This is a genomic window from Serratia sp. GW822-FHT06E05, assembly GCF_058799445.1.
In genome coordinates this window covers 17,672-39,039 of record NZ_JBXALM010000015.1, presented here as the reverse complement: position 1 = coordinate 39,039, position 21,368 = coordinate 17,672, and the positions used below count along the sequence as shown (strand labels likewise).

Below are 21,368 nucleotides of genomic sequence, written 5' to 3'. Positions count from 1 at the left end.
GGAGGAAACATGATAAATCAAGCACCTAAACGCTCAGACGAACCGGTTTTCTGGGGATTATTCGGCGCTGGCGGCATGTGGGGCGCGATCATCGCGCCCGCTATCGTGCTGCTGGTCGGCATTCTGCTGCCGCTGGGGTGGTTCCCAGGCGATGCGCTGGGCTATGACCGCGTGTTGGCTTTCTGCCAGAGCCTGATTGGCCGGTTGTTCCTGCTGCTGATGATTATTCTGCCGCTGTGGTGCGGTCTGCACCGTATTCACCATGCGATGCACGATTTGAAAATCCACGTGCCGGCCGGTAAATGGGTCTTCTATGGCCTGGCGGCCATCCTCAGCGTCGTCACCGTTATCGGCGTGGTAACGCTGTAAAACACTTCTGGCGGCCAACTCCCGTTGGCCGTCTGCTTTGCCTTTCGGCTACACTGTTTATTCCAACCCGGTAAACAGGAGTAACCAATGCGTTTTCGGTCAAAGCTATGCGCGATCATTCCCGCCTTCCTTTCCGCCGCTTGCAGCGTTTCCCCGCCGAAGAATATCAAAGTAGTGAATGATTTCGACAGCCAGCGCTATCTCGGCACCTGGTATGAAATCGCGCGTTTTGATCACCGTTTTGAACGCGGCCTCGAACAGGTCACCGCCAACTACAGCCCACGCGAAGACGGCGGCCTCAAAGTGGTGAACCGGGGTTTTAATACGCAAAAACAACAATGGCAGGAAAGCACGGGCAAGGCCTATTTTACCGGCTCACCGCAGGTAGCCGCACTCAAGGTGTCCTTTTTTGGGCCTTTCTACGGTGGGTATAACGTGATTGAGTTGGATGCAGATTATCGCTACGCGCTGGTTTGCGGCCCAAACCGAGGGTATTTGTGGATACTGTCGCGCACGCCGACGCTGGACGCCGCCACGCGCGACAGATTAGTGCAAACCGCGAAACACAACGGCTTTGATACGGATAAGCTAATCTGGGTGAAACAAACGCAGCATCAGTGACTGCTGAACTTCAACCCAAGTATGCCGACAACAATCAGGCACAGGCTGAGGATGCGTGCGATATTGGTTGATTCACCAAGTAACACCATCCCCATAATTGCCGCGCCTACCGCACCAATGCCTGTCCAAACGGCATAAGCCGTGCCGGCGGGCAGCGTTTTCATCGCATGTGCCAACAGCAGCATGCTGACCACCATGGCGGCAACAGTAATAATGCTGGGGGTCAAACGAGTAAAACCATGGGTGTATTTCAGGCCAACAGCCCATACGACTTCCAACAAACCGGCAATAAGCAGAATAATCCAAGCCATGAAACAGGCTCCATAACGGTGGGGTCGTCCCCGAATGCAGATGCGTAAACGGGTCGTCCCATTTAGCGTTGTGATATGCCAGGGGATTATACCCACTGCCGGGGAGGATAACAGTACAAAGCTTTCGGCAGGAGATAGTCAAGAGGGGAAGCGGTATCCCACAACGATGCCTTTGGGCAGCTTTTCGCGGAATACCGCAAGTCAGTAAAGGGAGTTATTCCGCGCTACGCTGGATAGCCTTGCCGCCAGCCTGGATGTCCTCGCCCACGCCCTGAGTGGTGTTGCATGCGGTCAATGAGGTCAAGATCATCAAAGAGAAAATCGCGATAATACTTTTCTTCAGCATAGGAAAGTCCTTATTTGTCAGTGATGAAAAAGTACGGCTTTCTAAGCGTAGTAAATATTAGCGAGAGTTGCTGTTTAAAATGGTTTTATTTCGCACGATTACATTAGAGGCATTAATGGTTATTAGCTGGCAGTACGCGAAATAGCGCCGCCGAGATGCTGAACGTCCTCACCGAAACCACGGAAAGTATTACAGCCGCTAAGGGACATCAGTATTAACAGGGAGACAACGACCAACAGAGCTTTCTTTATCATGCTGATTCTGCCAAGGTATGCGGAAGGGGATAAAGCAAAGGAGCCACGCAGGGCCCCTTTCTTTTGAAACTTATTTTACGCGTGAAACGTATTCGCCAGAGCGGGTGTCAACGCGAACAACTTCACCAATCTGTACGAACAATGGAACCTTAACCACGGCGCCAGTGCTCAGGGTTGCAGGCTTGCCGCCGGTACCGGCAGTATCACCTTTCAGACCTGGATCGGTGTCAGTGATTTCTGCTTCGATAAAGTTCGGTGGCTGAACCGCGATTGGACGACCGTCCCACAGGGTAACGATACATTCTGCGTTGTCTTGCAGCCATTTTGCCGCATCAGAAACGGTTTTTTCTTCAACACCGTGTTGCTCGAAAGTCTCAGGGTGCATGAAGTGGTAGAACTCACCGTCGTTGTACAGGTAGTTCATGTTGGTATCTACCACGTCCGCGCCTTCGCAAGAGTCGGTAGATTTGAAGGTTTTCTCAACGCGAGTGCCGGTCAGCAGACGACGCATTTTAACGCGCGCAAATGCCTGGCCTTTGCCCGGTTTAACGAACTCACTGGATTCGATAGCGTAAGGTTCGCCCTCGAACATGATTTTAAGACCCGGACGGAAATCGTTGCTAGAATAAGTCGCCATGATGGCCCTCTGAATATTTAAACTGGTAGCTTAGCCAAAAAAATGGCACACATTATAACCCAAAGTACGGCATATAGAGAAGATTGGTTGCATCAACTCGCCGATGTTATTACCGATCCCGATGAATTACTGCAGCTTTTGTCACTGAATACGCATCCGGACCTGCCGCAGGGCCGTGAAGCCCGTCGGCTGTTTGCATTGCGCGTACCCCGCGCCTTCGCCGCACGCATGCGTCCCGGCGACGCCAATGACCCGCTATTGCGTCAGGTTCTGACCGCCAGCGAAGAATTCATCAATGCACCCGGCTTCACGACCGATCCGCTGGACGAACAGCGTAGCGTGGTGCCAGGCCTGCTGCACAAATACCGTAATCGTGCTTTGCTGTTGGTTAAAGGCGGCTGTGCGGTTAACTGCCGCTACTGCTTCCGTCGCCATTTTCCGTATCAGGACAACCAGGGCAATAAAGCCAACTGGCGTCAGGCGTTGGATTATATCCGCCAACACCCGGAACTGGATGAGATTATTTTCTCCGGTGGCGATCCGCTGATGGCCAAAGATCACGAGCTGGACTGGCTGATCGGGGAACTGGAAGCCATTGAGCACGTAAAACGCCTGCGCATCCACACCCGTTTGCCAGTGGTGATCCCGGCACGTATCACGCCAGAACTGTGCCGCAGGCTGTCGGCCTCACGCCTACAGGTGCTGATGGTCACGCACATCAATCATGCCAATGAGATTGACCGTGAACTGCAGGGAGCCATGGCGCAACTGCGTCTGGCCGGCGTCACCTTGCTGAACCAAAGTGTGTTGCTGCGCGGCATCAACGACAACGCCGACACGTTGGCGGCGCTGAGCAATGCGCTGTTTGACGCCGGTATCCTGCCCTATTACATCCACGTGCTGGATAAGGTACAAGGCGCGGCACACTTTATGGTCAGCGACGATGAAGCGCGCGCCATTATGCAGGCGCTGCTGAGCAAGGTTTCCGGATATATGGTGCCGCGTCTGACCCGTGAAGTCGGCGGCAAGCCAAGCAAAACGCCGCTCGACCTGCGCCTGATGCAAGATTGACTGACCGACGGAATGACAAAAACAAAAGAGGCATGCCTGGGCATGCCTCTTTTTTATGCTATGACGTACGCATTAATCTTGCGTTACGGGCACTTATAAACCTGGCCGGCCATTTTGCTGTCCAGCGGGGCAAAGCTTGAAAGCAGGTTCTGGCTTGGGCTGGTAGCACCATAAATCACGTTGCCGCCCATTGCCGCTGCCTTGTTGCGCAGATCGTTTGCCGCGCCGCGCATGGAGCTGCCTTCACCACCGTTACCGGACAACCAGTTGCTCTGGGTGCCAGTCACTTCGCCCACCAGCTGGCATTCTGCCGCCGGTTTGGTATCGGTAAATTTAACCTGCTGACCTGCGGCGGAAAGTTCATTGGTGCTGCTGCAACCTGCCAGCAGCAAGGCTGTCGAAAGACCCAGTAAGGCTTTAATCCGCATCTTGTTCCCCATCTATATTGAGAGTTTCGCAAAAGCTTATCAGAAAGCGTTGCTATCTCTTAAGCATCCGTTGCCACTGGTGCTGGCCAACGTCTTGAGCGACAGCTGATGAAAGATCAGTTTACCAGCTAAATCAGCCCGGTCTGCATAAATATCATCAAAAGCAGTGAGACAAAGCACGCAAAAAAAAACCCCGACCAATTGGCCGGGGCTTTTGCACACGCGAACGTGGGGGATGATTACATCATGCCGCCCATGCCGCCCATGCCACCCATACCGCCAGCGCCACCTAAATCAGGTGCGTCGCTTTTTGGCAGGTCGGTCACCATGCACTCGGTGGTGATCATCAGGCCAGCCACAGAAGCCGCGTACTGCAGAGCAGAACGGGTTACTTTGGTTGGATCCAGGATACCCATCGCGATCATGTCGCCGTATTCTTCGGTGTAAGCGTTGTAGCCGTAGCTGCCTTCGCCTGCTTTCACGTTGTTGGCAATCACGGAAGCTTCTTCACCGGCGTTGATTACGATCTGACGCAGTGGAGATTCCATCGCGCGCAGAGCAACCTTGATACCGACGTTCTGGTCTTCGTTGTCGCCTTTCAGGTTAGCGATTTTGCTTGCTACGCGGATCAGTGCAACACCACCGCCGGCAACCACGCCTTCTTCAACCGCAGCACGGGTCGCGTGCAGGGCATCTTCAACGCGGGCTTTCTTCTCTTTCATTTCAACTTCAGTTGCTGCGCCCACTTTGATAACGGCAACGCCGCCAGCCAGTTTAGCGACACGCTCCTGCAGTTTTTCACGATCGTAGTCAGAGGTCGCTTCTTCGATCTGCTGACGGATCTGGGTAACGCGGCCTTGGATAGTCGCTTCGTCGCCCACGCCATCGATGATGATGGTGGTGTCTTTGTTGATCACAACGCGCTTAGCCTGGCCCAGATCTTCCAGGGTCGCTTTTTCCAGCTCCAGACCAATCTCTTCAGAGATAACGGTACCGGCAGTCAGGGTAGCGATGTCCTGCAGCATGGCTTTACGACGGTCGCCGAAACCAGGTGCTTTAACCGCAGCCACTTTCACGATGCCGCGCATGGTGTTAACCACCAGAGTAGCCAGCGCTTCGCCTTCAACATCTTCAGCAATGATCAGCAGTGGTTTGCCGGCTTTCGCTACGGCTTCCAGTACTGGCAGCATTTCACGGATGTTGGAGATTTTCTTGTCAGCCAGCAGGATGAACGGGCTTTCCAGTTCGATAGAACCGGTTTCTGGCTTGTTGATGAAGTATGGAGACAGGTAACCGCGGTCGAACTGCATACCTTCAACAACGTCCAGCTCGTCTTGCAGGCCAGTGCCTTCTTCAACGGTGATAACGCCTTCTTTGCCCACTTTCTCCATCGCTTCTGCAATCAGTTTACCCACGGTTTCGTCGGAGTTTGCAGAGATGGTGCCTACCTGAGCGATAGCTTTGGAGTCAGAGCAAGGTACGGACAGTTTTTTCAGTTCTTCAACAGCGGCGATAACCGCTTTGTCGATACCGCGCTTCAGATCCATTGGGTTCATGCCGGCAGCCACAGCTTTCAGGCCTTCGGTGATGATGGATTGAGCCAGTACGGTTGCAGTGGTGGTACCGTCGCCCGCAGCGTCGTTCGCTTTAGAGGCAACTTCTTTCACCATTTGCGCGCCCATGTTTTCAAACTTGTCTTCCAGTTCGATTTCACGAGCAACAGATACGCCATCTTTAGTGATGGTAGGAGCGCCGAAGGACTTATCCAGCACTACGTTACGGCCTTTCGGGCCCAGGGTCACTTTTACTGCATCAGCGAGAACATTCACGCCGCGGAGCATTTTCACGCGAGCGTCATTGCCGAATTTTACGTCTTTAGCTGCCATTGGTATTTCCCTTCAACTCGTTCAGTTCAGAAGATAAAGCGCACTTACGCTTCAACAATTGCCAGAATGTCGCTTTCGGACATGATCAACACTTCTTCATTGTCGATCTTCTCTGCTTTCACGCCGTAACCGTCGTTGAAAATCACGATATCGCCAACTTTCACATCCAGCGGCTGGATGTTGCCGCTTTCCAGAACACGCCCTTTACCCACCGCGACAACTTCGCCACGAGTAGATTTACCCGCTGCAGAGCCAGTCAGGACGATGCCGCCAGCAGATTTTGATTCAACTTCTTTGCGCTTGACGATAACGCGGTCATGCAATGGACGAATACTCATTGAACGCTCTCCTGTAAGAAGGTCTCTATCAGATTTAGGGTTGTCACCGGATTGTGAATACCGGCTTGTGGGATTTGAAATGGGGGCATTCCATCCCCCTTCAAGGGGGCGGCCAAAAAAATTTTCGCTTTTGATGGCAATACTGAGCTACTGATGCGAAAAACGCGGCCTGGGCCGCGTTTTTTCAACGATCGTTGCGTTTGTCATGATCGTCGGGCTGATGATCCAGCGTATAGCGATCGTCGTTTTTACGCTGGAACTCGCCGTCGAAGGTGTTGCCGTTGGCAGCATTACCGCCCTGGCTCCAACCGCCGGGGCGGTAAACGGAAAGATGAGGCATCAACTTCAACGTCAGCGATTTTTGCACCGGGGGCAGTAACAACAACAGGCCGAGGAAATCGGTAAAGAATCCCGGCACCAGCAGCAAGAAGCCCGCTAACACCAGTGAAACACTTTTCACCATTTCCGACGCAGGGCTTTCACCTGCGGCCAGCTTTTGTTGCATCTGCATGAAGGTCTTCATGCCCTGGTTGCGCACCAGCGAAATACCGACGCAGGAGGTGAACACCACCAGCAACAGGGTAATCGCCACGCCCAATACGGCGGCGACTTTAATAAATAGGGATATCTCTATGTAAGCCAACAGAAATATCAGCAGTAACGGTAACCAGCGCACCTGGTTCTCCTCTGGTAGATCTGCGCAACCGCACGTTGGCGACGGCGCGAAAAGGGGGCCGGTAAACGGCCGACCTAAATACAATGGGGTCTGCCGGCGTGCATTTCAACCAAAGGCCCTTTTTTATTGCTAAAGTTAATAAACGTGAAAGGGATCACAGAACCAGAAACAGGCAATTTAAGAAGGCTCAGAAGGTGATCTGGATTCAGTCATTTATTACTAACCAGCATATGATCTGGGCAGCAACGGGCACAGTGGTTAATCGTTTCATGCCTGAAGCCTTCGGCAACATAATTTGGTTCCCTGACAATTAATTAATTCGGCAGCAATACAAAGAAGGTTCACATGTCAAATAACATTCGTATCGAAGAAGACCTGTTAGGAACACGTGAAGTCCCCGCAGAAGCCTATTACGGTGTTCACACTCTGCGTGCGATTGAAAACTTTTATATCAGCAACAGCAAAATCAGCGATGTGCCCGAGTTTGTTCGCGGCATGGTAATGGTAAAAAAAGCCGCAGCGATGGCGAACAAAGAACTCAAAACCATTCCACGTAAAATCGCTGATGTCATCATCCAGGCCTGTGACGAAGTGCTGGATAAAGGCAAATGCATGGACCAGTTCCCGGTGGATGTGTTCCAGGGCGGCGCGGGCACTTCATTGAACATGAACACCAACGAAGTGCTGGCGAATATTGGTCTGGAGCTGATGGGCCACCAGAAAGGCGAATACCAATACCTGAACCCTAACGATCATCTCAACAAGTGCCAGTCTACCAACGACGCCTACCCAACCGGTTTCCGCATTGCGGTTTACGCCTCTAATCAGAAGCTTATCGACGCCATCAACCAGCTGCGCGAAGGGTTTGACCGCAAGGCAAAAGAGTTTGAAACCATCCTGAAAATGGGGCGCACCCAGTTGCAGGATGCGGTGCCAATGACGTTGGGCCAGGAATTCCATGCGTTCAGCGTGTTGCTGAAAGAAGAAACCCGCAACCTGCATCGCACCGCCGAGCTGCTGCTGGAAGTGAACCTGGGTGCGACAGCAATCGGGACGGCGCTGAACACCCCGGAAGGCTACCCGCAACTGGCGGTTCAAAAATTGGCAGAAGTCAGCAACCTGCCTGTCGTGCCGGCCGAAGACTTGATCGAAGCCACCTCCGACTGCGGCGCCTACGTAATGGTGCACAGCGCGCTGAAACGCCTCGCAGTTAAACTGTCTAAAATTTGCAACGACCTGCGCCTGCTGTCTTCAGGCCCACGCGCCGGTCTGAACGAAATTAACCTGCCTGAACTGCAAGCGGGCTCATCCATCATGCCGGCCAAGGTCAACCCGGTCGTACCGGAAGTGGTCAATCAGGTATGTTTCAAGGTGATTGGCAACGACACTTGCGTTACCATGGCGGCCGAAGCGGGCCAACTGCAGTTGAACGTCATGGAGCCGGTGATTGGCCAGGCGATGTTCGAGTCCATTCACATCCTGACCAACGCCTGCTATAACCTGCTGGAAAAATGCATTAACGGCATCACCGCGAATAAAGAAGTGTGCGAGCACTACGTCTTCAATTCTATCGGTATCGTCACCTATCTGAACCCGTTCATTGGCCACCACAACGGTGACATCGTCGGGAAGATCTGCGCCGAAACCGGCAAGAGCGTACGTGAAGTCGTGCTGGAACGCGGTCTGCTGACCGAAGCCGAGCTGGATGACATCTTCTCCGTGGAGAACCTGATGCACCCGGCCTATAAAGCCAAACGCTATACGGATGAAAATGAACAATAATAGACACACCCGGTAGCCCAAAAAGGCACGCTAAATCCCCCTGGATAGCGTGCCTTTTTACTTTCCATCGCCCACAAAATTTTAACTTTTCGTTTTCAAAAAAACTTATTTTAAGGAGTAGACACTATGTTAGCCGTAGAATTGGTTATCGTTCTGCTGGCCATTTTTTTAGGGGCCAGGCTGGGCGGTATCGGGATTGGATTTGCAGGCGGGCTGGGGGTTTTGGTCCTGGCGTTAATTGGCGTGAAACCGGGCAGTATTCCGTTCGACGTCATTTCCATCATCATGGCGGTGATTGCCGCGATCTCGGCGATGCAGGTCGCCGGCGGTATGGACTATCTGGTGCAGCAAACGGAAAAACTGCTGCGCAAGAACCCCAAGCACATCACCATTCTGGCACCGATCGTCACCTATTTTCTGACTATCTTCGCCGGTACCGGCAACATTTCGCTTTCCGCGCTGCCGGTGATCGCTGAAGTCGCGAAAGAACAGGGCATCAAGCCTTGCCGTCCGCTGTCTACCGCTGTGGTATCCGCCCAGATTGCCATCACCGCCTCGCCAATTTCTGCCGCGGTGGTGTACATGTCTTCAGTGATGGAAGGGCACGGCGTCAGCTATCTGCACCTGCTGATGGTCGTGATGCCGTCTACCTTCTGCGCCGTACTGGTGATGTCGCTGCTGGTAAGCTGGCTGTTCGACTCCAAATTGTCGGACGATCCGGTTTACCTGAAGCGCCTGGAAGAAGGTTTGGTGACCCTGCGCGGCAACAAGATCATGGAAATCAAACCCCGCGCCAAAGTGTCGGTGCTGCTGTTCCTGCTTGGCGTGCTGTGCGTAGTGGCCTACGCCATCATCAACAGCCCGGGCTTGGGCCTGGTAGCAAAACCGCTGATGAACACCACCAACGCCATTCTGATCATCATGCTTAGCGTCGCTACCCTGACCACCCTGCTGTGCCGCGTCGATACCGATATGGTGCTTAATTCCAGCACCTTTAAGGCTGGCATGAGCGCCTGTATCTGTATTCTGGGGGTAGCCTGGTTGGGTGATACCTTTGTTCAAGCCAACATTGACTGGATCAAAGAGACTGCTGGCACGGTGATTCAATCGCATCCGTGGCTGTTGGCCGTGATTTTCTTCTTCTGCTCGGCGCTGCTGTATTCTCAGGCCGCCACCGCCAAGGCGCTGATGCCGATGGCGCTGGCGTTGAACGTATCGCCATTGACCGCAGTGGCTTCCTTCGCCGCCGTTTCCGGCCTGTTTATCCTGCCAACCTACCCAACGCTGGTCGCCGCGGTACAAATGGATGATACCGGCACCACCCGCATCGGGCGTTTTGTGTTTAACCACCCGTTCTTTATCCCCGGCACCATCGGCGTGATATTGGCGGTGCTGTTTGGCTTCCTGCTGGGCAGCGTGATGCTGTAATGCCTCACCCCGGGGCTGCGGCCCCGGTTTCCCCTCTCCTGCCCCACTGGCGATAAACTCGCCTTCTAGCTGACCGCCCTTCAAGGTATAGTGCCCACTGATAATCTGGATGAGAGGGCTGAAGATGTCTGATTGCGAAGCTGTCGTCATACTCTGCACCGCACCCGATGAGGCCACGGCACAAGACCTGGCGGCCCGGGTTCTGGGGGAAAAGCTGGCGGCCTGCGCCACGCTGTTACCCGGCGCAACGTCGTTATATTACTGGGAAGGGAAACTGGAACAGGAATATGAAGTGCAGATGCTGTTCAAAAGCGATTGCCACCATCAAGATGCCCTGCTCAGCTACCTGAAACAACATCACCCCTACCAGACGCCAGAACTGTTGGTGTTGCCGGTGATGGCCGGAGATAAAGACTACCTGTTATGGATCAACGCCTCATTAAACTGATTTTTCTGCTTTGCAGCCTGTTCTTTCTGCCGCAGGCGGCCCAGGCTTCGCTGTTCGGCCAAAACGGCGGTAGCCAGTTCGTGCCTGTCGATCAGGCCTTCGCCTTTGATTTCAAACAGCAAGGCAATCAGCTGTCGCTGGACTGGCAAATTCGTCCCGGTTATTACCTCTATCGCCAGCAGATCAAACTGGTGCCAAAGCAGGCCACGCTGGGCGCCTTTGAACTGCCCGCCGGGCTGAGCCACAAAGACGAATTTTTTGGCGAGGTCGCCATTTTCAAGCAACAGCTGAATCTGAAGATTCCGCTGCAACAAGCAACGGCAGATGCCAGCCTGAGCGTGACCTACCAGGGCTGCGCGGAAGCCGGTTTCTGCTACCCGCCGGAAACGCGCGTGATCCCGTTGAATGCCGTGAGCGCCTCCGCCGCTCCGATACTCCCTACTGCGGCAGAGCCGGTACCGGCTCCCAATGATCTGCCGTTTTCACCGCTGTGGGCATTGCTGATCGGTATCGGTATCGCTTTCACTCCCTGCGTTTTGCCGATGTACCCTCTGATTTCCGGCATCATTCTGGGCCGTGAAAAACCGCATAGCAGCGGTCGAATTTTGGCGTTGGCCGTGGTTTACGTGCAGGGTATGGCGCTGACCTATACCTTGCTGGGTTTGGTGGTCGCTGCCGCCGGGCTGCAGTTTCAAGCGGCACTGCAACATCCGTACGTGTTGATCGGCCTCTCAGTGCTGTTTATCGCCTTGGCATTGTCGATGTTTGGCCTCTATTCATTGCAATTGCCGGCATCGCTGCAAACGCGTTTAGCGGGCTGGAGCAATACCCAAAAAGGAGGCTCGCTGCCCGGCGTGTTCCTGATGGGGGCTCTGGCTGGATTGATCTGTTCCCCTTGTACCACCGCACCACTCAGCGCGATCCTGCTCTACATTGCCCAGAGCGGTAATATGTGGGCCGGCGGCGGTACCTTGTACCTTTACGCATTAGGCATGGGGATCCCGCTGGTGCTCGTCACCCTGTTCGGCAACCGCCTGCTGCCGCGTAGCGGCCCATGGATGCAGTATGTCAAAGAGGCTTTCGGCTTTGTGATCCTCGCCCTGCCGGTATTTCTGCTGGAGCGTGTGATCGGCGATCTGTGGGGGCTGCGGCTGTGGAGCCTGCTGGGCCTGGCGTTCTTCGGCTGGGCATTTGCCCTTAGCCTGAAAACCTCCCGCGGCTGGGCCCGTGTTTTACAGATGCTATTACTGGCAGCGGCGGTGATTGCCGCACGGCCGTTGCAAGACTGGGCTTTTGGCGTTAACAGCACTCAGCAGGCAGCACCACATCTGAACTTTACGCAGATCAGTAATGTGGAGCAGCTCAACCTGGCGCTGCAGCAAGCACAGGGTAAACCAGTGATGCTGGATCTGTATGCCGATTGGTGCGTCGCCTGCAAAGAGTTCGAAAAGTATACCTTTAGTGATGCGGTCGTTCAGGCTAAGCTGGCCAATGCCGTGCTGCTGCAGGCGGATGTGACCGCCAACAATGCCGAACAGGCAGCATTGCTCAAGCACTTGAAAGTCCTGGGTTTGCCGACAATTCTATTTTTTAACGGCGCAGGGCAAGAGTTGACGGCCCAGCGGGTGACTGGATTTATGGATGCTCCAACGTTCAACGCGCATTTGCAGAAAGTAGTGCAATAAATAACACTGAAGTTCAGAACCGAATTTGGAGGGAGCAAAAGTGCAACGCGAACAAGTTCTTGATACGGCACTGGGTCTGTTGGAACAACAGGGCCTGGCAACCACCACATTAGAAATGCTGGCAGAAAAACTCGACGTACAGCCGAGCGATCTTAAACGCTTCTGGCCGGATCGCGAAGCGCTGCTGTATGACTGCCTGCGCTATCACGGCCAGCAAATTGACACCTGGCGTCGTCAGTTGCTGCTGGACGAAGCCCTGAGCCCACAGCAAAAATTGCTGGCACGCTACGACGTGCTGGCAGAGTACGTACAACACGATCGCTATCCCGGCTGCCTGTTTATTGCCGCCTGTAGCTTCTTCCCGGAAGTGGATCACCCTATCCACCAGCTGGCCGAGCAGCAGAAGCTAACTTCGCTGGAACTGACGCGCGACCTGCTGCGAGAAATGGACGCCGACGATGCGGATATGGTGGCGCAGCAGATGGAACTGATCCAAGAGGGCTGCCTCAGCAAACTGCTGATAAAACGTCAGCTCCAGGACGTATCCGTTGCCAAGCGCTTGGCTGAAGACATCTTGCAGGTCGCTCAGTGCCGCAGAAATGGCGCATTAAGCTGAATGACACCGTGGCGGCGAGCGCAACCACGGTACTTTACGCCCATCTCGCGCTTTTTTTGCTCCCTTTGACTGAAAAGCCAGCAACCGGACGCGTTTTGCCTTATTTCGTTCACAAAGCCGTTGACTGACTTCGGCCAATACGGTTTAATGCTGCGCGTTGCCCGGATAGCTCAGTCGGTAGAGCAGGGGATTGAAAATCCCCGTGTCCTTGGTTCGATTCCGAGTCCGGGCACCATATTTAGAGAACCCAGCCAATGGCTGGGTTTTTGCTTTTCTGGAGTGAGACTCTTCATCGAACACGTTCGATTATTCGGCCAGAGGCCTCACCCTGCGGGCCAACGCTAAAGCGTTGTTCAATCCGGCGCAAGCGGCGGTTGTCCGGGTCCGGGTCCGGGCACCATCTTTAGAAGAACTCGCCTATGGCGGTTTTTTTGCTTTCTGGGGTTTCGATAGATCTCTGGTCGCGTTGATCGCTGAAGTCACTACCCTGCTTCTTCCATCCAGCCTGAGCATTTCTCTTTAGTGCCCCTCCCCCTGCGGTCTCTATGGCTTTAGCTGGTCGGCTATAAACTGCCAATAACCATTATTCCCATCATGATGTATATATTTAGGGTAAATTCATCAAGACAGGCTGCATCCGATCTTTGTCCGGCCTTAGGAAACACGCTTCATCTCTCCCTTTCAGATATGTGAAACAAGTGAATCTGGCCAGGCCATCTTCTGCATTTACCTGAGCTTTATTTGCATAGTCGCACCCACTTCGGGTAAACAGTATGTGCGTGCATTGACACATCTCCTGCACCTAAAGAAAACTATGACCGTTGCATGTGCCAAGAGCGGAAGTTGCTAAAGCGGCTTGTCTTAGGGGCAATATCAACCATGTGTCGCGATACTTTAAAACGAATTTCCGGAATTGATGCTTTATCCAGATTTTTGAGTATGTACTCGGTATGGCACAAGGAACCTGGTTCACTAATCTTAGCCACGGGAGTGATATGTCTGATCTTTAATGGAGATGATTCGCCTGTTTTCGATCCCACGACTTAATAAAAACCAGCAAACCTCATCAACACTATTTTGGTAGTCCACCGAGTTAATAATATGGAAATACCATCATTTGAACTGATAGATCAAAAGGTTGAAGTTTCGTGACTGCGACTTGGAGAGCTCGGGACAATGGATACACACACTTTCAGTTTTTATCTCAACGCCGAAATAAATGTTTGAAAGTCGCGAGAAAGCACGAAAAATCAACCATAAATTATTTTAATTCTGACCAATTTAAAAACGAGTTTTGTAAATCCCCGTGAGCGTTTAAGTTGGCGCCGGTTGAACAATCGATGTTGCCCGGCGCCAGTACCGCCATGCCCCCACGCAGAGCGACCTCGCGTGGACTCAGTCGCCCTTCGAAGCCTGGGCCTGTGTTTCCTCCACCGGGCAATAAGGTGTAGGATCGACTGGCCAGATCACTTTACCGTTGCCGGCTACCAATTGTTCCGCGCCACAATGGGTATGCTTGATAGCGAATAGTGGCCTACCCTGAAGGTCGTAGGCAGCACGCAGCATGCTCACGGCGTTGTCGCCTTCACCCACTTGGTCGTACCCAAATACAACATTGCGATCTTTGTCGATGACGAGTTCCTGCCACTCAGGGGCAATCAACTGCTTACCATCCAGATTCAATAGTGCTACGTGACTCTTCTTGTCCAGGCCGTCAATCGCGCGCAAGTAGTGGCCGCTCTCATCGAGTTTGATATTTATGAAGTGCTCCGGCTTAGCCAGCACTTTACCAGCGGCATCCATTACACCTACGGCGGGAATCAATTCGTTCTGACCCAACATGGTCACGGTGATCATCGGTGTATCAACGCGGCTGAACACGAAACGATCCGGCGTAAGCACGCCCACCTGCTTGTAGGTAGTGGGCACCAACTCGCGACCGTTGTTCAGGTCATAGATGCCAGCGGTGTACGAGAACGTCGACTCTTTCTTGAACACAGAGGCATAGCCCGGTACGTAGTTGATCATGCCCAACGTGCCGAGGCCTGCCTCCTGCGCATAGTCATAGGTGGGTTGCATCATCCATGCGCCGCTACGATCGATCACGCCATACTTGGAGTTGTCCCGGTTGACACCCCCGCTGGCCTTGGCGAACGCACCTTTCTTGCTGAAAGGCATACAGTCGGCAAAGCGTGGCTCGATCACTATCTTGCCGGTGTAATCCATGTAACCGCAGGAGCTGTCGTACTTTTCGCGAAAGCTCACAAGGCCTTCGCTGGGTATACCTAACCAGTTGTACTTGGCAGGTATAGTGAGTGTACCGCTAGCATCGATAAGCCCTTTGCTCTTGAAATCGGGCGAAGTCACTACCATATGGCCGTCCCGCATCTCGCCTATTTCACTGTAATCGGCCTTTTTCTGCGAACCGTCTTTGAGGTTAATGATCCAGTTCTGGTTTCCACGCGTGCCTATGACGAGACCTCCACGTTTGGAGAAATCCTGGCGTAAAGTCAAGGAGTCATAGATCGCATCGGTGAGGTGCTTGCCGTGAACATCGAGGATGCCATTCTTGCCGTTCAACTCATAACCAATGTACTGGCCGTCGCGGACGGAAAACATATCGTCGTAACGCGCGGGCTGCACTTCGTTGCCGTGATAGTCCATGGCCCCGACCTTGCCGTCATGGGTGAAGGCGAAGTAACCGGGTGCAAGGTCATATATGTTCTCACCCAGCGTCTTGATCGGCGTCTTAGCCTTGACGTCGGCCAACTGCCATGTGTTGCCTTGTTGCAGCAGCATGGTGTCGTTCATGGGGAATGAGGCGTATGCGTCGTACTGATCGCTATTAAATGGCACCACCAACGCAGCAGTCTGGTCTATCACGGCACAACTGTCGTTGACACATATGGCGCTGTTAAATGGTTGCGGGGCAGGGACTTTCGGTTGTTGCATTTGACCGGCTGACTCGCCATCGGAGTAGCAGGCACTGAGCAGCACAGCCAGGCTGGCAACAAATAACAAACGGGGGGAAAGGTGACGATACATGTCGTTGAAATAGTCCTTATAAAGTATTAACGTGGATAATTCAGTTCGCCTGGGGAAAAGGCGTAATGAACATTCATAATTTTCAGCCTGATTGTTATTAATAAACCAGCTCAAAAACAATAGATAGTGGGGAAATCCGAAATGAGATAAAATATTATGATAGCTATCGGACATTCACTCTTTAGTGCCTTATTCTGGGGCAGTATGAAACTTACGATAAAAACGATGAACCCACTGTAAATGGCTAACCGATTATTTATTAATTATTTAAACCGCCGTTCAAGCTTCTGGATGCGCAACATTTTTTGTGGATAAACCGTCCGCAGGTATGCGGATCAAAAAACACCTTGTCATCGACTAAACGAACCTAATACATTACGTTTTTAAATCCAATAAATTAATTTGTGATTCATATGCTTACAACAATTATTCCACTTAAAAACATTCTTTTTATCAAAATCGGTTAGCACAAATAGCTATCGAGGATCACATTGGCAGCAAAACACCGATTTAATCGTCTTTTAATTACAGATGCTGTAAATTATCAATAACATGATAGCAAGTGCTGTGAATCCTTTATATTATCCAGCCCCCTCGAAACCCTGCCGCTGGCGACCCCGTGCAGATATCTGGTATGGAATAGAAGTCTGGCCGAAAGTTGAACCTTCAGCTAGCCAGTACAGATTATTACTCAAACTTGATAACGTATAATCATGCCCCCTCTTTTAAAAAACTGCCTATAGCTGGATTTTTTGCTTTCTGGGATAAGGCACGACCTTATTGCGCATCGATCCAGGCCGAAAGCTGCTGCAATTCCTCCGTGAGGATTTGCCGCAGCGGAATCAATTTATCCGGTGTCTGCTCCAGCTCGGAACAGGCCTCAACCGCACGCTGCAGGCCCAAACTGGCACAGCTGCTTTTTAGTTTATGTGCCAAATGCGCAACCTTGCGCTCATCGCCCGCTTCGCTGGCCTGTTCAAGCTCAGTAACCCATAACAAGGCATGTTCTACGAACAAGTCTCGCCACTCGCTGATTTTCTCTTTACCGAACACCGCCATATCCTGCGTTAGCTGAACGAAATCCAAACTGGGAGCGAGCCGTATCGGGCGTTTTTCTGCTGTTAAATAGTGCTCAATCAGTCGGCTTAATGCTGCACAGGCGATAGGCTTTTGTATCAATCCGCAGAATATTTCGCCGACGCGGAGCCTTAACATTTCGTCGGCAACATGGGCGCTGAAACCAATAAGGGGTAACTGTGGCTGCAACGCAGCAATCAGCCCAGAGAGCGTCACACCGTCCATATCCGGCAGATCCAAATCCACCAGTACACCGCTGAATGCGCCATCAACTGCCAATAGGTTCAATGCGCTTTGGCCATCGCCAACCACCTCAACCATGGCATGGCAAGACAGCAACATTTCGGCAGTAATACGCTGGGTGACCAGGTTATCTTCCACCAGCAGCAGACGGTAACCCGAAAGATCCGTTCGTTCTTCTGCCCGATGCTGTATTGGTGTGGCTGCAACAACCAGCGGCAGATTCAGTGAAAAGCAACTGCCGCTTCCCGGCGTGCTGTTGACGCTTAAGCTGCCTTGCAGTGCCTCCGCCAGCCCCCGGCTGATCGCCAATCCCAGCCCGGTGCCACCGCGCTTGGCCGTCAGCTGTACAAAGGGTTTGAAAATCTGTGCCAGTGCTTCACCGGCAATGCCACACCCCGTATCTGCAACGTCAATTTGCCAGCGCGGCCCATCAATATGGCAGCGAATATCCACCCGGCCTTGATCGGTGAAACGCAGGGCGTTAGCCAGCAAATTCATCACAATTTGGCGAATACGCCGCGGATCACCCTTCAGCCATTGCGGCAATTCGTCAGCACAAGTGAGAGCCAATGTAATCTCACGATGACGTACCCGCCCGGAGATTAACCTCATGATACTCGCCAGTAACTGACGTGGGTCGAATGCCTCGTCGTTGAGCGTCACGCTGCCCTTACCCGCCTCTAGCGCTGAATAATCCAGAATATCGTTGAGGATCGCCAATAGACTCTCACCGGAGTCATTGATCGCCTGTACGTAGGAAAGGTTCTTTAGCGACAGCGGCTGTTCCGACAACAGCTGAGCCGTGCCCAGAATACCGTGCAACGGGGTTCGAATTTCATGGCTCATTGCGGCCAAAAAGGCCGACTTAGCCCGGTTGGCCTTTTCCGCCTCAGCACGAGCCTGATGGTGCTCTACCACCATTGCTTCCAATTCGGCCGTACGTAATTCAACTTGTGCCGCAAGATATTGCCGCTGATTTTGTAGGGCGTCGGCATTTGCGCGGAAAGCCTCCATCAACTGCCCCATGGTATTTAATTCACGCACGCCGGATGTTGCGGGGAAGGGAGAGTTGAGATCGCCCTCCAATAACCTTTGCAAAGCTGCGGTTTGCTTCGCCAATGGCAACGTCACCGAATGCCAAACCACGCGCCACAAAATTAGCGACAGTGCCACCAACGAAAAAAAACTCAAGATAATCAGCCAGAACTTACCCGTTTCTCGAGCCTGTCGAAGGGTCTCTAACGCCTGACTATTGCGCCGTTCAATATCACCGACCTGACGACTGATTTCGGTACTGAAACGAGTAAACATATCCAGGTTGTTTTGTGACAATGCCTGAAGCTGCGCGCGGATATCCCTTTCCCGCTGATACAGTGCCGCAAGCTGTTGATAACGTGTCAGAGTCTGTAATTCACGCGCTATCTTTTCGCTTGTAAGGGGATCTTCGACTCGCTCCTGCCTGCGCTGGAGAATACGAACGTAGTTGCCGATACGGGAGATTAATTCTGCTGGCGCACGCTCGGCCAGCTCCTTCTCCAGCAGCAAAATCAGATGCTCAATTTGTATTGCATTGAGCCGCAGCTCCGCCATTTGGTTTTGGTATTCAAAATCGATATCAATCAGGCGATCCAATGCCTGCTCTGCGGCATGATTGCGATGCTGCTCAATCAAATCGTAAATCCCTGCCTGCGTGACGCCTGCGGCCGTTGCGGCATTGTTTAACTGCCCTTTGGCCAACTCGGCAATGCGGGCCGCCGCATCCATAATTTCACGGGAAAGATCGCGTTGCTGCTTGCGCAATGCCAGGCGCCGGCCCACCAATTCGCCCTGCAGGCCTAAACTGTGTGTAATGTCGGACTCCTGTTGTTCTATCGCCGCCGTATCAAATCCTTGACTGCGTAAACGTTCCAAGAGCCGGCTGATACGCAAACTTTGTACCGTGAGCATTTTCCCTTGCTCGATCCAATCTGCGTGCGTATCGGCATTCGTCAGGCTTTGAGCGGAAAACAATTCGTAAGCACTGGCCTCGCTGAGTTGACGAGCTATATTCATCGTTGGGATCACTGACCGGGTATTGTTTTGTTCGACTTCGCCAATAAAGCGAAAGCCCAACCAGCCTATCAACGAACTGATCAACGCTAACCCTGCCATCAGCAAAAAAGCCAACCAAAGTCGCCGTGTTAACGAAGGGTGCCCCATAGGTATCCTGATGATGAAATTAAAGTTGTTTTATCAGTGACGAAACCTCTAGCATAAAGGCTTATTAATTATGAGGCTATTATGCGCAACGCGATTTTCCGTTTTCTTGTATCGTTTTTCTGCGGCACGATAACCTGTTCGGCATTGGCGGTCTCACCGGCCCCTCTGGTGCGCTGGCTAAACGAGCGTCAATCTGAGCCAGCTGCCGCCACGCCAGTATTGCAGGCGGAACGTCGTTGGAAACTGTGCGCCCTCTATCCCAGTCTGAAAGACGCTTACTGGCTCTCCATCAACTACGGCATGGTGCAGGAAGCCCAACGCACCAATGTGACGCTGAAGATATTTGAAGCCGGCGGGTATTCGCAGCTTGAAGCCCAGCGCGAGCAATTAACGCTCTGTCGCCAATGGCAGGCCGATGCGATTTTGCTTGGCAGCAGCCTGGCTCAATTCCCCGATCTGGCGGCTTCCGTTGGCGACACGCCGGTGATTGCCGTAGTGAATGAGCTGAACTTTGCGACTACCCGCTCCCGGGTGGGCGTACCCTGGTTTCAAATGGGTTACCAACCCGGCCGATACCTGATCGATCATCCCCCTCACCCTTCACTCAACGTGCTGCTAATGCCTGGGCCAAAAGATGCAGGCGGTAGCCAGGAAATGATCGACGGGTTTCGCACCGCAGTTGAAGGCAGTTCGATACAGATCGTCGATGTGGTTTATGGCGATAATGACGTAGAGATCCAACGTAATTTGTTGCAGGACATGTTGGAAAAACACCCTGAAATCAATCTGGTCGCGGGGAACGCCATCGCCGCGCAAGTGGCCATGGGGGAGGCGCGCAATCGCCCTCATCCCTTGGGGATTGTCTCTTTTTATCTGTCACATCAGGTGTATCGGGGACTTAAACGAAACAGAATAATCATGGCGGTCAGTGACCAGATGGTGCTTCAGGGTGAGCTGGCTATCGATCAAGCCATCAGAGTTTTGCAGCAACAAAGCGTGGAAAATAATATCAGCCCGCAAATCCTGCTGCTGACGCCGGCGAATATCACCCCAGAGAAGGTAAAGTTGTCCCTTTCTCCCCTGGGTTTTCGTCCGGTGTACCTGTTTCCGTCAGCTGACCTCGGCCGCCAGGAAGTAACCCTCCCCGTGCCGAGTGACAAAGAGTTCGTGACTCAGTTTGTTTCTCAATCTGCGAATTAGGACATCCACGGTACGGAGATCCGGCTGTTCCACCCGCTGGGATGACAACATCCGTAACAGCCGCTCACGGCTCAATACCGTGCCCGGGTTGGTGATAAAGGCCAACAGCATTTCATATTCAGCCCGAGTCAGGCGAATTTGCTCCCCCTCACACTCCAGCGTATGCCGGGAAGGATTAAGGCAATACCCGGCGAACAGATAGCAGTTCTCCTGCTGCCCCTGCCTGGCAGGCATTTTGGCAAGATCGATGCGCCACAGAAGGTTTTTAACCCGCACCACCAGCTCACGCAACTCCAGTGGTTTGGTCACATAGTCATCCGCTCCCATCTCCAGCCCTACAATCCGATCAATCTGATCGCAACGCCCAGTAACGAGAATAATGCCGACGTTTGAACGTTCACGCAGGGCTCGTGTCAACAACAAACCATTTTCATTGGGCAGGTTGATATCCAGCAGCACCAAATCCACCGGCTGAAGCAGCATAATTTCCTTCAGCCCCGCGCCACTTTCAGCCACAGAAACCTGATAGCCCTCATGAACAAAATAATCACGTAAGCGCGCTTGCGTAACCGGATCGTCCTCAACGATAACAATGTGATGGCTCATGATTTCACTCCCGCCCCAGTCTGTTCATATCCATTCATATTCTGACTTATTCCATTCATCCAGACCCGTGACCCCGTTCATATTTACTCAATATCCTACTAA

20 protein-coding genes and 1 tRNA gene are annotated in these 21,368 nt (G+C 52.7%); 10 read left to right on the top strand and 11 right to left on the bottom strand.

Annotation, left to right across the window (positions count from 1 at the left end):
- The first annotated feature begins 9 nt into the window (after positions 1–9).
- Both frdD and blc read left to right on the top strand, forming a co-directional pair.
- Complete coding sequence (gene frdD, locus AC1RKC_RS23625) at positions 10–369, top strand: fumarate reductase subunit FrdD (RefSeq protein ID WP_020824891.1); 360 nt, start codon at positions 10–12, stop codon at positions 367–369.
- 87 nt (positions 370–456) lie between these two features.
- Entirely contained in the window at positions 457–990 is a 534-nt protein-coding gene (blc, locus tag AC1RKC_RS23620) for an outer membrane lipoprotein Blc (RefSeq protein ID WP_116691417.1), read from the top strand.
- On the opposite strand, the gene sugE is transcribed toward blc, so the two are convergent.
- From sugE to efp, 4 genes are all read right to left on the bottom strand, one after another.
- On the bottom strand, positions 984–1,301 hold the full coding sequence (gene sugE, locus AC1RKC_RS23615; RefSeq protein WP_020824889.1) for a quaternary ammonium compound efflux SMR transporter SugE: 318 nt from the start codon (positions 1,299–1,301) through the stop codon (positions 984–986). The genes blc and sugE overlap by 7 nt on opposite strands.
- Before the next feature lie 214 nt (positions 1,302–1,515).
- Positions 1,516–1,647, bottom strand: coding sequence for an entericidin A/B family lipoprotein (locus AC1RKC_RS23610; RefSeq protein WP_020824888.1), 132 nt, complete (start codon positions 1,645–1,647; stop codon positions 1,516–1,518).
- A 122-nt stretch (positions 1,648–1,769) separates the two neighbouring features.
- Positions 1,770–1,901, bottom strand: a complete 132-nt coding sequence (locus tag AC1RKC_RS23605) for an entericidin A/B family lipoprotein (protein ID WP_115061111.1) — start codon at positions 1,899–1,901, stop codon at positions 1,770–1,772.
- A gap of 70 nt (positions 1,902–1,971) precedes the next feature.
- Positions 1,972–2,538: an elongation factor P gene (gene efp / locus AC1RKC_RS23600; RefSeq protein ID WP_020824887.1), complete on the bottom strand. Its 567-nt coding sequence runs from the start codon at positions 2,536–2,538 to the stop codon at positions 1,972–1,974.
- A gap of 42 nt (positions 2,539–2,580) precedes the next feature.
- On the opposite strand from efp, the gene epmB reads away from it, so the two are divergent.
- Positions 2,581–3,609 (top strand): EF-P beta-lysylation protein EpmB, encoded by a 1,029-nt coding sequence (epmB, locus tag AC1RKC_RS23595; RefSeq protein ID WP_048762794.1) that lies wholly within the window; start codon positions 2,581–2,583, stop codon positions 3,607–3,609.
- An 83-nt stretch (positions 3,610–3,692) separates the two neighbouring features.
- Here epmB and AC1RKC_RS23590 read toward each other — a convergent pair whose 3' ends face one another.
- The 4 genes from AC1RKC_RS23590 to AC1RKC_RS23575 all read right to left on the bottom strand — a co-directional run bounded on the left by AC1RKC_RS23590 (position 3,693) and on the right by AC1RKC_RS23575 (position 6,937).
- Positions 3,693–4,037, bottom strand: a complete 345-nt coding sequence (locus AC1RKC_RS23590) for a DUF4156 domain-containing protein (RefSeq protein ID WP_174573637.1) — start codon at positions 4,035–4,037, stop codon at positions 3,693–3,695.
- Between the two features lie 239 nt (positions 4,038–4,276).
- On the bottom strand, positions 4,277–5,923 hold the full coding sequence (groL, locus tag AC1RKC_RS23585; protein WP_020824884.1) for a chaperonin GroEL: 1,647 nt from the start codon (positions 5,921–5,923) through the stop codon (positions 4,277–4,279).
- Positions 5,924–5,967: 44 nt separating this feature from the next.
- Positions 5,968–6,261: a co-chaperone GroES gene (locus AC1RKC_RS23580; protein ID WP_004952634.1), complete on the bottom strand. Its 294-nt coding sequence runs from the start codon at positions 6,259–6,261 to the stop codon at positions 5,968–5,970.
- 184 nt (positions 6,262–6,445) lie between these two features.
- A complete protein-coding gene (locus AC1RKC_RS23575; protein ID WP_020824883.1) occupies positions 6,446–6,937 on the bottom strand; it encodes an FxsA family protein in 492 nt (163 codons plus the stop codon).
- A gap of 345 nt (positions 6,938–7,282) precedes the next feature.
- Here AC1RKC_RS23575 and aspA point away from each other — a divergent pair, with 345 nt between their 5' ends.
- From aspA to AC1RKC_RS23545, 6 genes are all read left to right on the top strand, one after another.
- Entirely contained in the window at positions 7,283–8,719 is a 1,437-nt protein-coding gene (gene aspA, locus AC1RKC_RS23570; protein WP_020824881.1) for an aspartate ammonia-lyase, read from the top strand.
- Between the two features lie 126 nt (positions 8,720–8,845).
- The gene (locus tag AC1RKC_RS23565) at positions 8,846–10,147 is read left to right on the top strand and encodes an anaerobic C4-dicarboxylate transporter (protein ID WP_044553921.1); all 1,302 of its coding nucleotides are present in this window, start codon (positions 8,846–8,848) and stop codon (positions 10,145–10,147) included.
- Between the two features lie 124 nt (positions 10,148–10,271).
- Positions 10,272–10,595 (top strand): divalent cation tolerance protein CutA, encoded by a 324-nt coding sequence (gene cutA, locus AC1RKC_RS23560; RefSeq protein WP_020824880.1) that lies wholly within the window; start codon positions 10,272–10,274, stop codon positions 10,593–10,595.
- A complete protein-coding gene (locus tag AC1RKC_RS23555; RefSeq protein ID WP_493092772.1) occupies positions 10,571–12,280 on the top strand; it encodes a protein-disulfide reductase DsbD in 1,710 nt (569 codons plus the stop codon). Before cutA ends, AC1RKC_RS23555 begins: the two co-directional genes overlap by 25 nt.
- A gap of 40 nt (positions 12,281–12,320) precedes the next feature.
- Positions 12,321–12,896 carry a division control transcriptional repressor DicD gene (dicD, locus tag AC1RKC_RS23550; protein ID WP_020824878.1) on the top strand — a complete coding sequence of 192 codons (576 nt, stop codon included), beginning with the start codon at positions 12,321–12,323 and terminating at the stop codon, positions 12,894–12,896.
- 159 nt (positions 12,897–13,055) lie between these two features.
- Positions 13,056–13,131, top strand: a tRNA-Phe gene (locus AC1RKC_RS23545).
- 1,160 nt (positions 13,132–14,291) lie between these two features.
- Here AC1RKC_RS23545 and AC1RKC_RS23540 read toward each other — a convergent pair.
- Together AC1RKC_RS23540 and torS are read right to left on the bottom strand one after the other, a co-directional pair.
- Positions 14,292–16,115, bottom strand: coding sequence for a WG repeat-containing protein (locus AC1RKC_RS23540; protein ID WP_493092773.1), 1,824 nt, complete (start codon positions 16,113–16,115; stop codon positions 14,292–14,294).
- Positions 16,116–16,718: 603 nt separating this feature from the next.
- Positions 16,719–19,460: a TMAO reductase system sensor histidine kinase/response regulator TorS gene (gene torS / locus AC1RKC_RS23535; RefSeq protein ID WP_493092774.1), complete on the bottom strand. Its 2,742-nt coding sequence runs from the start codon at positions 19,458–19,460 to the stop codon at positions 16,719–16,721.
- 81 nt (positions 19,461–19,541) lie between these two features.
- Here torS and torT point away from each other — a divergent pair, with 81 nt between their 5' ends.
- Entirely contained in the window at positions 19,542–20,660 is a 1,119-nt protein-coding gene (gene torT / locus AC1RKC_RS23530) for a TMAO reductase system periplasmic protein TorT (RefSeq protein ID WP_434682214.1), read from the top strand.
- On the opposite strand, the gene torR is transcribed toward torT, so the two are convergent.
- A complete protein-coding gene (gene torR, locus AC1RKC_RS23525; protein ID WP_041414129.1) occupies positions 20,571–21,266 on the bottom strand; it encodes a two-component system response regulator TorR in 696 nt (231 codons plus the stop codon). The two genes, torT and torR, sit on opposite strands and share 90 nt — an antisense overlap.
- Positions 21,267–21,368: the final 102 nt, after the last annotated feature.

Bases quoted from the DNA above. Each gene is read 5' to 3' on its own strand.
- sugE (WP_020824889.1), bottom strand. From the start codon at position 1,301: ATGGCTTGGATTATTCTGCTTATTGCCGGTTTGTTGGAAGTCGTATGG.
- AC1RKC_RS23580 (WP_004952634.1), bottom strand. From the start codon at position 6,261: ATGAGTATTCGTCCATTGCATGACCGCGTTATCGTCAAGCGCAAAGAA.
- torS (WP_493092774.1), bottom strand. From the start codon at position 19,460: ATGGGGCACCCTTCGTTAACACGGCGACTTTGGTTGGCTTTTTTGCTG.
- blc (WP_116691417.1), top strand. From the start codon at position 457: ATGCGTTTTCGGTCAAAGCTATGCGCGATCATTCCCGCCTTCCTTTCC.
- AC1RKC_RS23540 (WP_493092773.1), bottom strand. From the start codon at position 16,115: ATGTCCGATAGCTATCATAATATTTTATCTCATTTCGGATTTCCCCAC.
- aspA (WP_020824881.1), top strand. From the start codon at position 7,283: ATGTCAAATAACATTCGTATCGAAGAAGACCTGTTAGGAACACGTGAA.
- groL (WP_020824884.1), bottom strand. From the start codon at position 5,923: ATGGCAGCTAAAGACGTAAAATTCGGCAATGACGCTCGCGTGAAAATG.
- frdD (WP_020824891.1), top strand. From the start codon at position 10: ATGATAAATCAAGCACCTAAACGCTCAGACGAACCGGTTTTCTGGGGA.
- torT (WP_434682214.1), top strand. From the start codon at position 19,542: ATGCGCAACGCGATTTTCCGTTTTCTTGTATCGTTTTTCTGCGGCACG.
- AC1RKC_RS23555 (WP_493092772.1), top strand. From the start codon at position 10,571: ATGGATCAACGCCTCATTAAACTGATTTTTCTGCTTTGCAGCCTGTTC.
- AC1RKC_RS23605 (WP_115061111.1), bottom strand. From the start codon at position 1,901: ATGATAAAGAAAGCTCTGTTGGTCGTTGTCTCCCTGTTAATACTGATG.
- AC1RKC_RS23590 (WP_174573637.1), bottom strand. From the start codon at position 4,037: ATGCGGATTAAAGCCTTACTGGGTCTTTCGACAGCCTTGCTGCTGGCA.
- cutA (WP_020824880.1), top strand. From the start codon at position 10,272: ATGTCTGATTGCGAAGCTGTCGTCATACTCTGCACCGCACCCGATGAG.
- efp (WP_020824887.1), bottom strand. From the start codon at position 2,538: ATGGCGACTTATTCTAGCAACGATTTCCGTCCGGGTCTTAAAATCATG.
- epmB (WP_048762794.1), top strand. From the start codon at position 2,581: ATGGCACACATTATAACCCAAAGTACGGCATATAGAGAAGATTGGTTG.
- AC1RKC_RS23565 (WP_044553921.1), top strand. From the start codon at position 8,846: ATGTTAGCCGTAGAATTGGTTATCGTTCTGCTGGCCATTTTTTTAGGG.
- AC1RKC_RS23610 (WP_020824888.1), bottom strand. From the start codon at position 1,647: ATGCTGAAGAAAAGTATTATCGCGATTTTCTCTTTGATGATCTTGACC.
- torR (WP_041414129.1), bottom strand. From the start codon at position 21,266: ATGAGCCATCACATTGTTATCGTTGAGGACGATCCGGTTACGCAAGCG.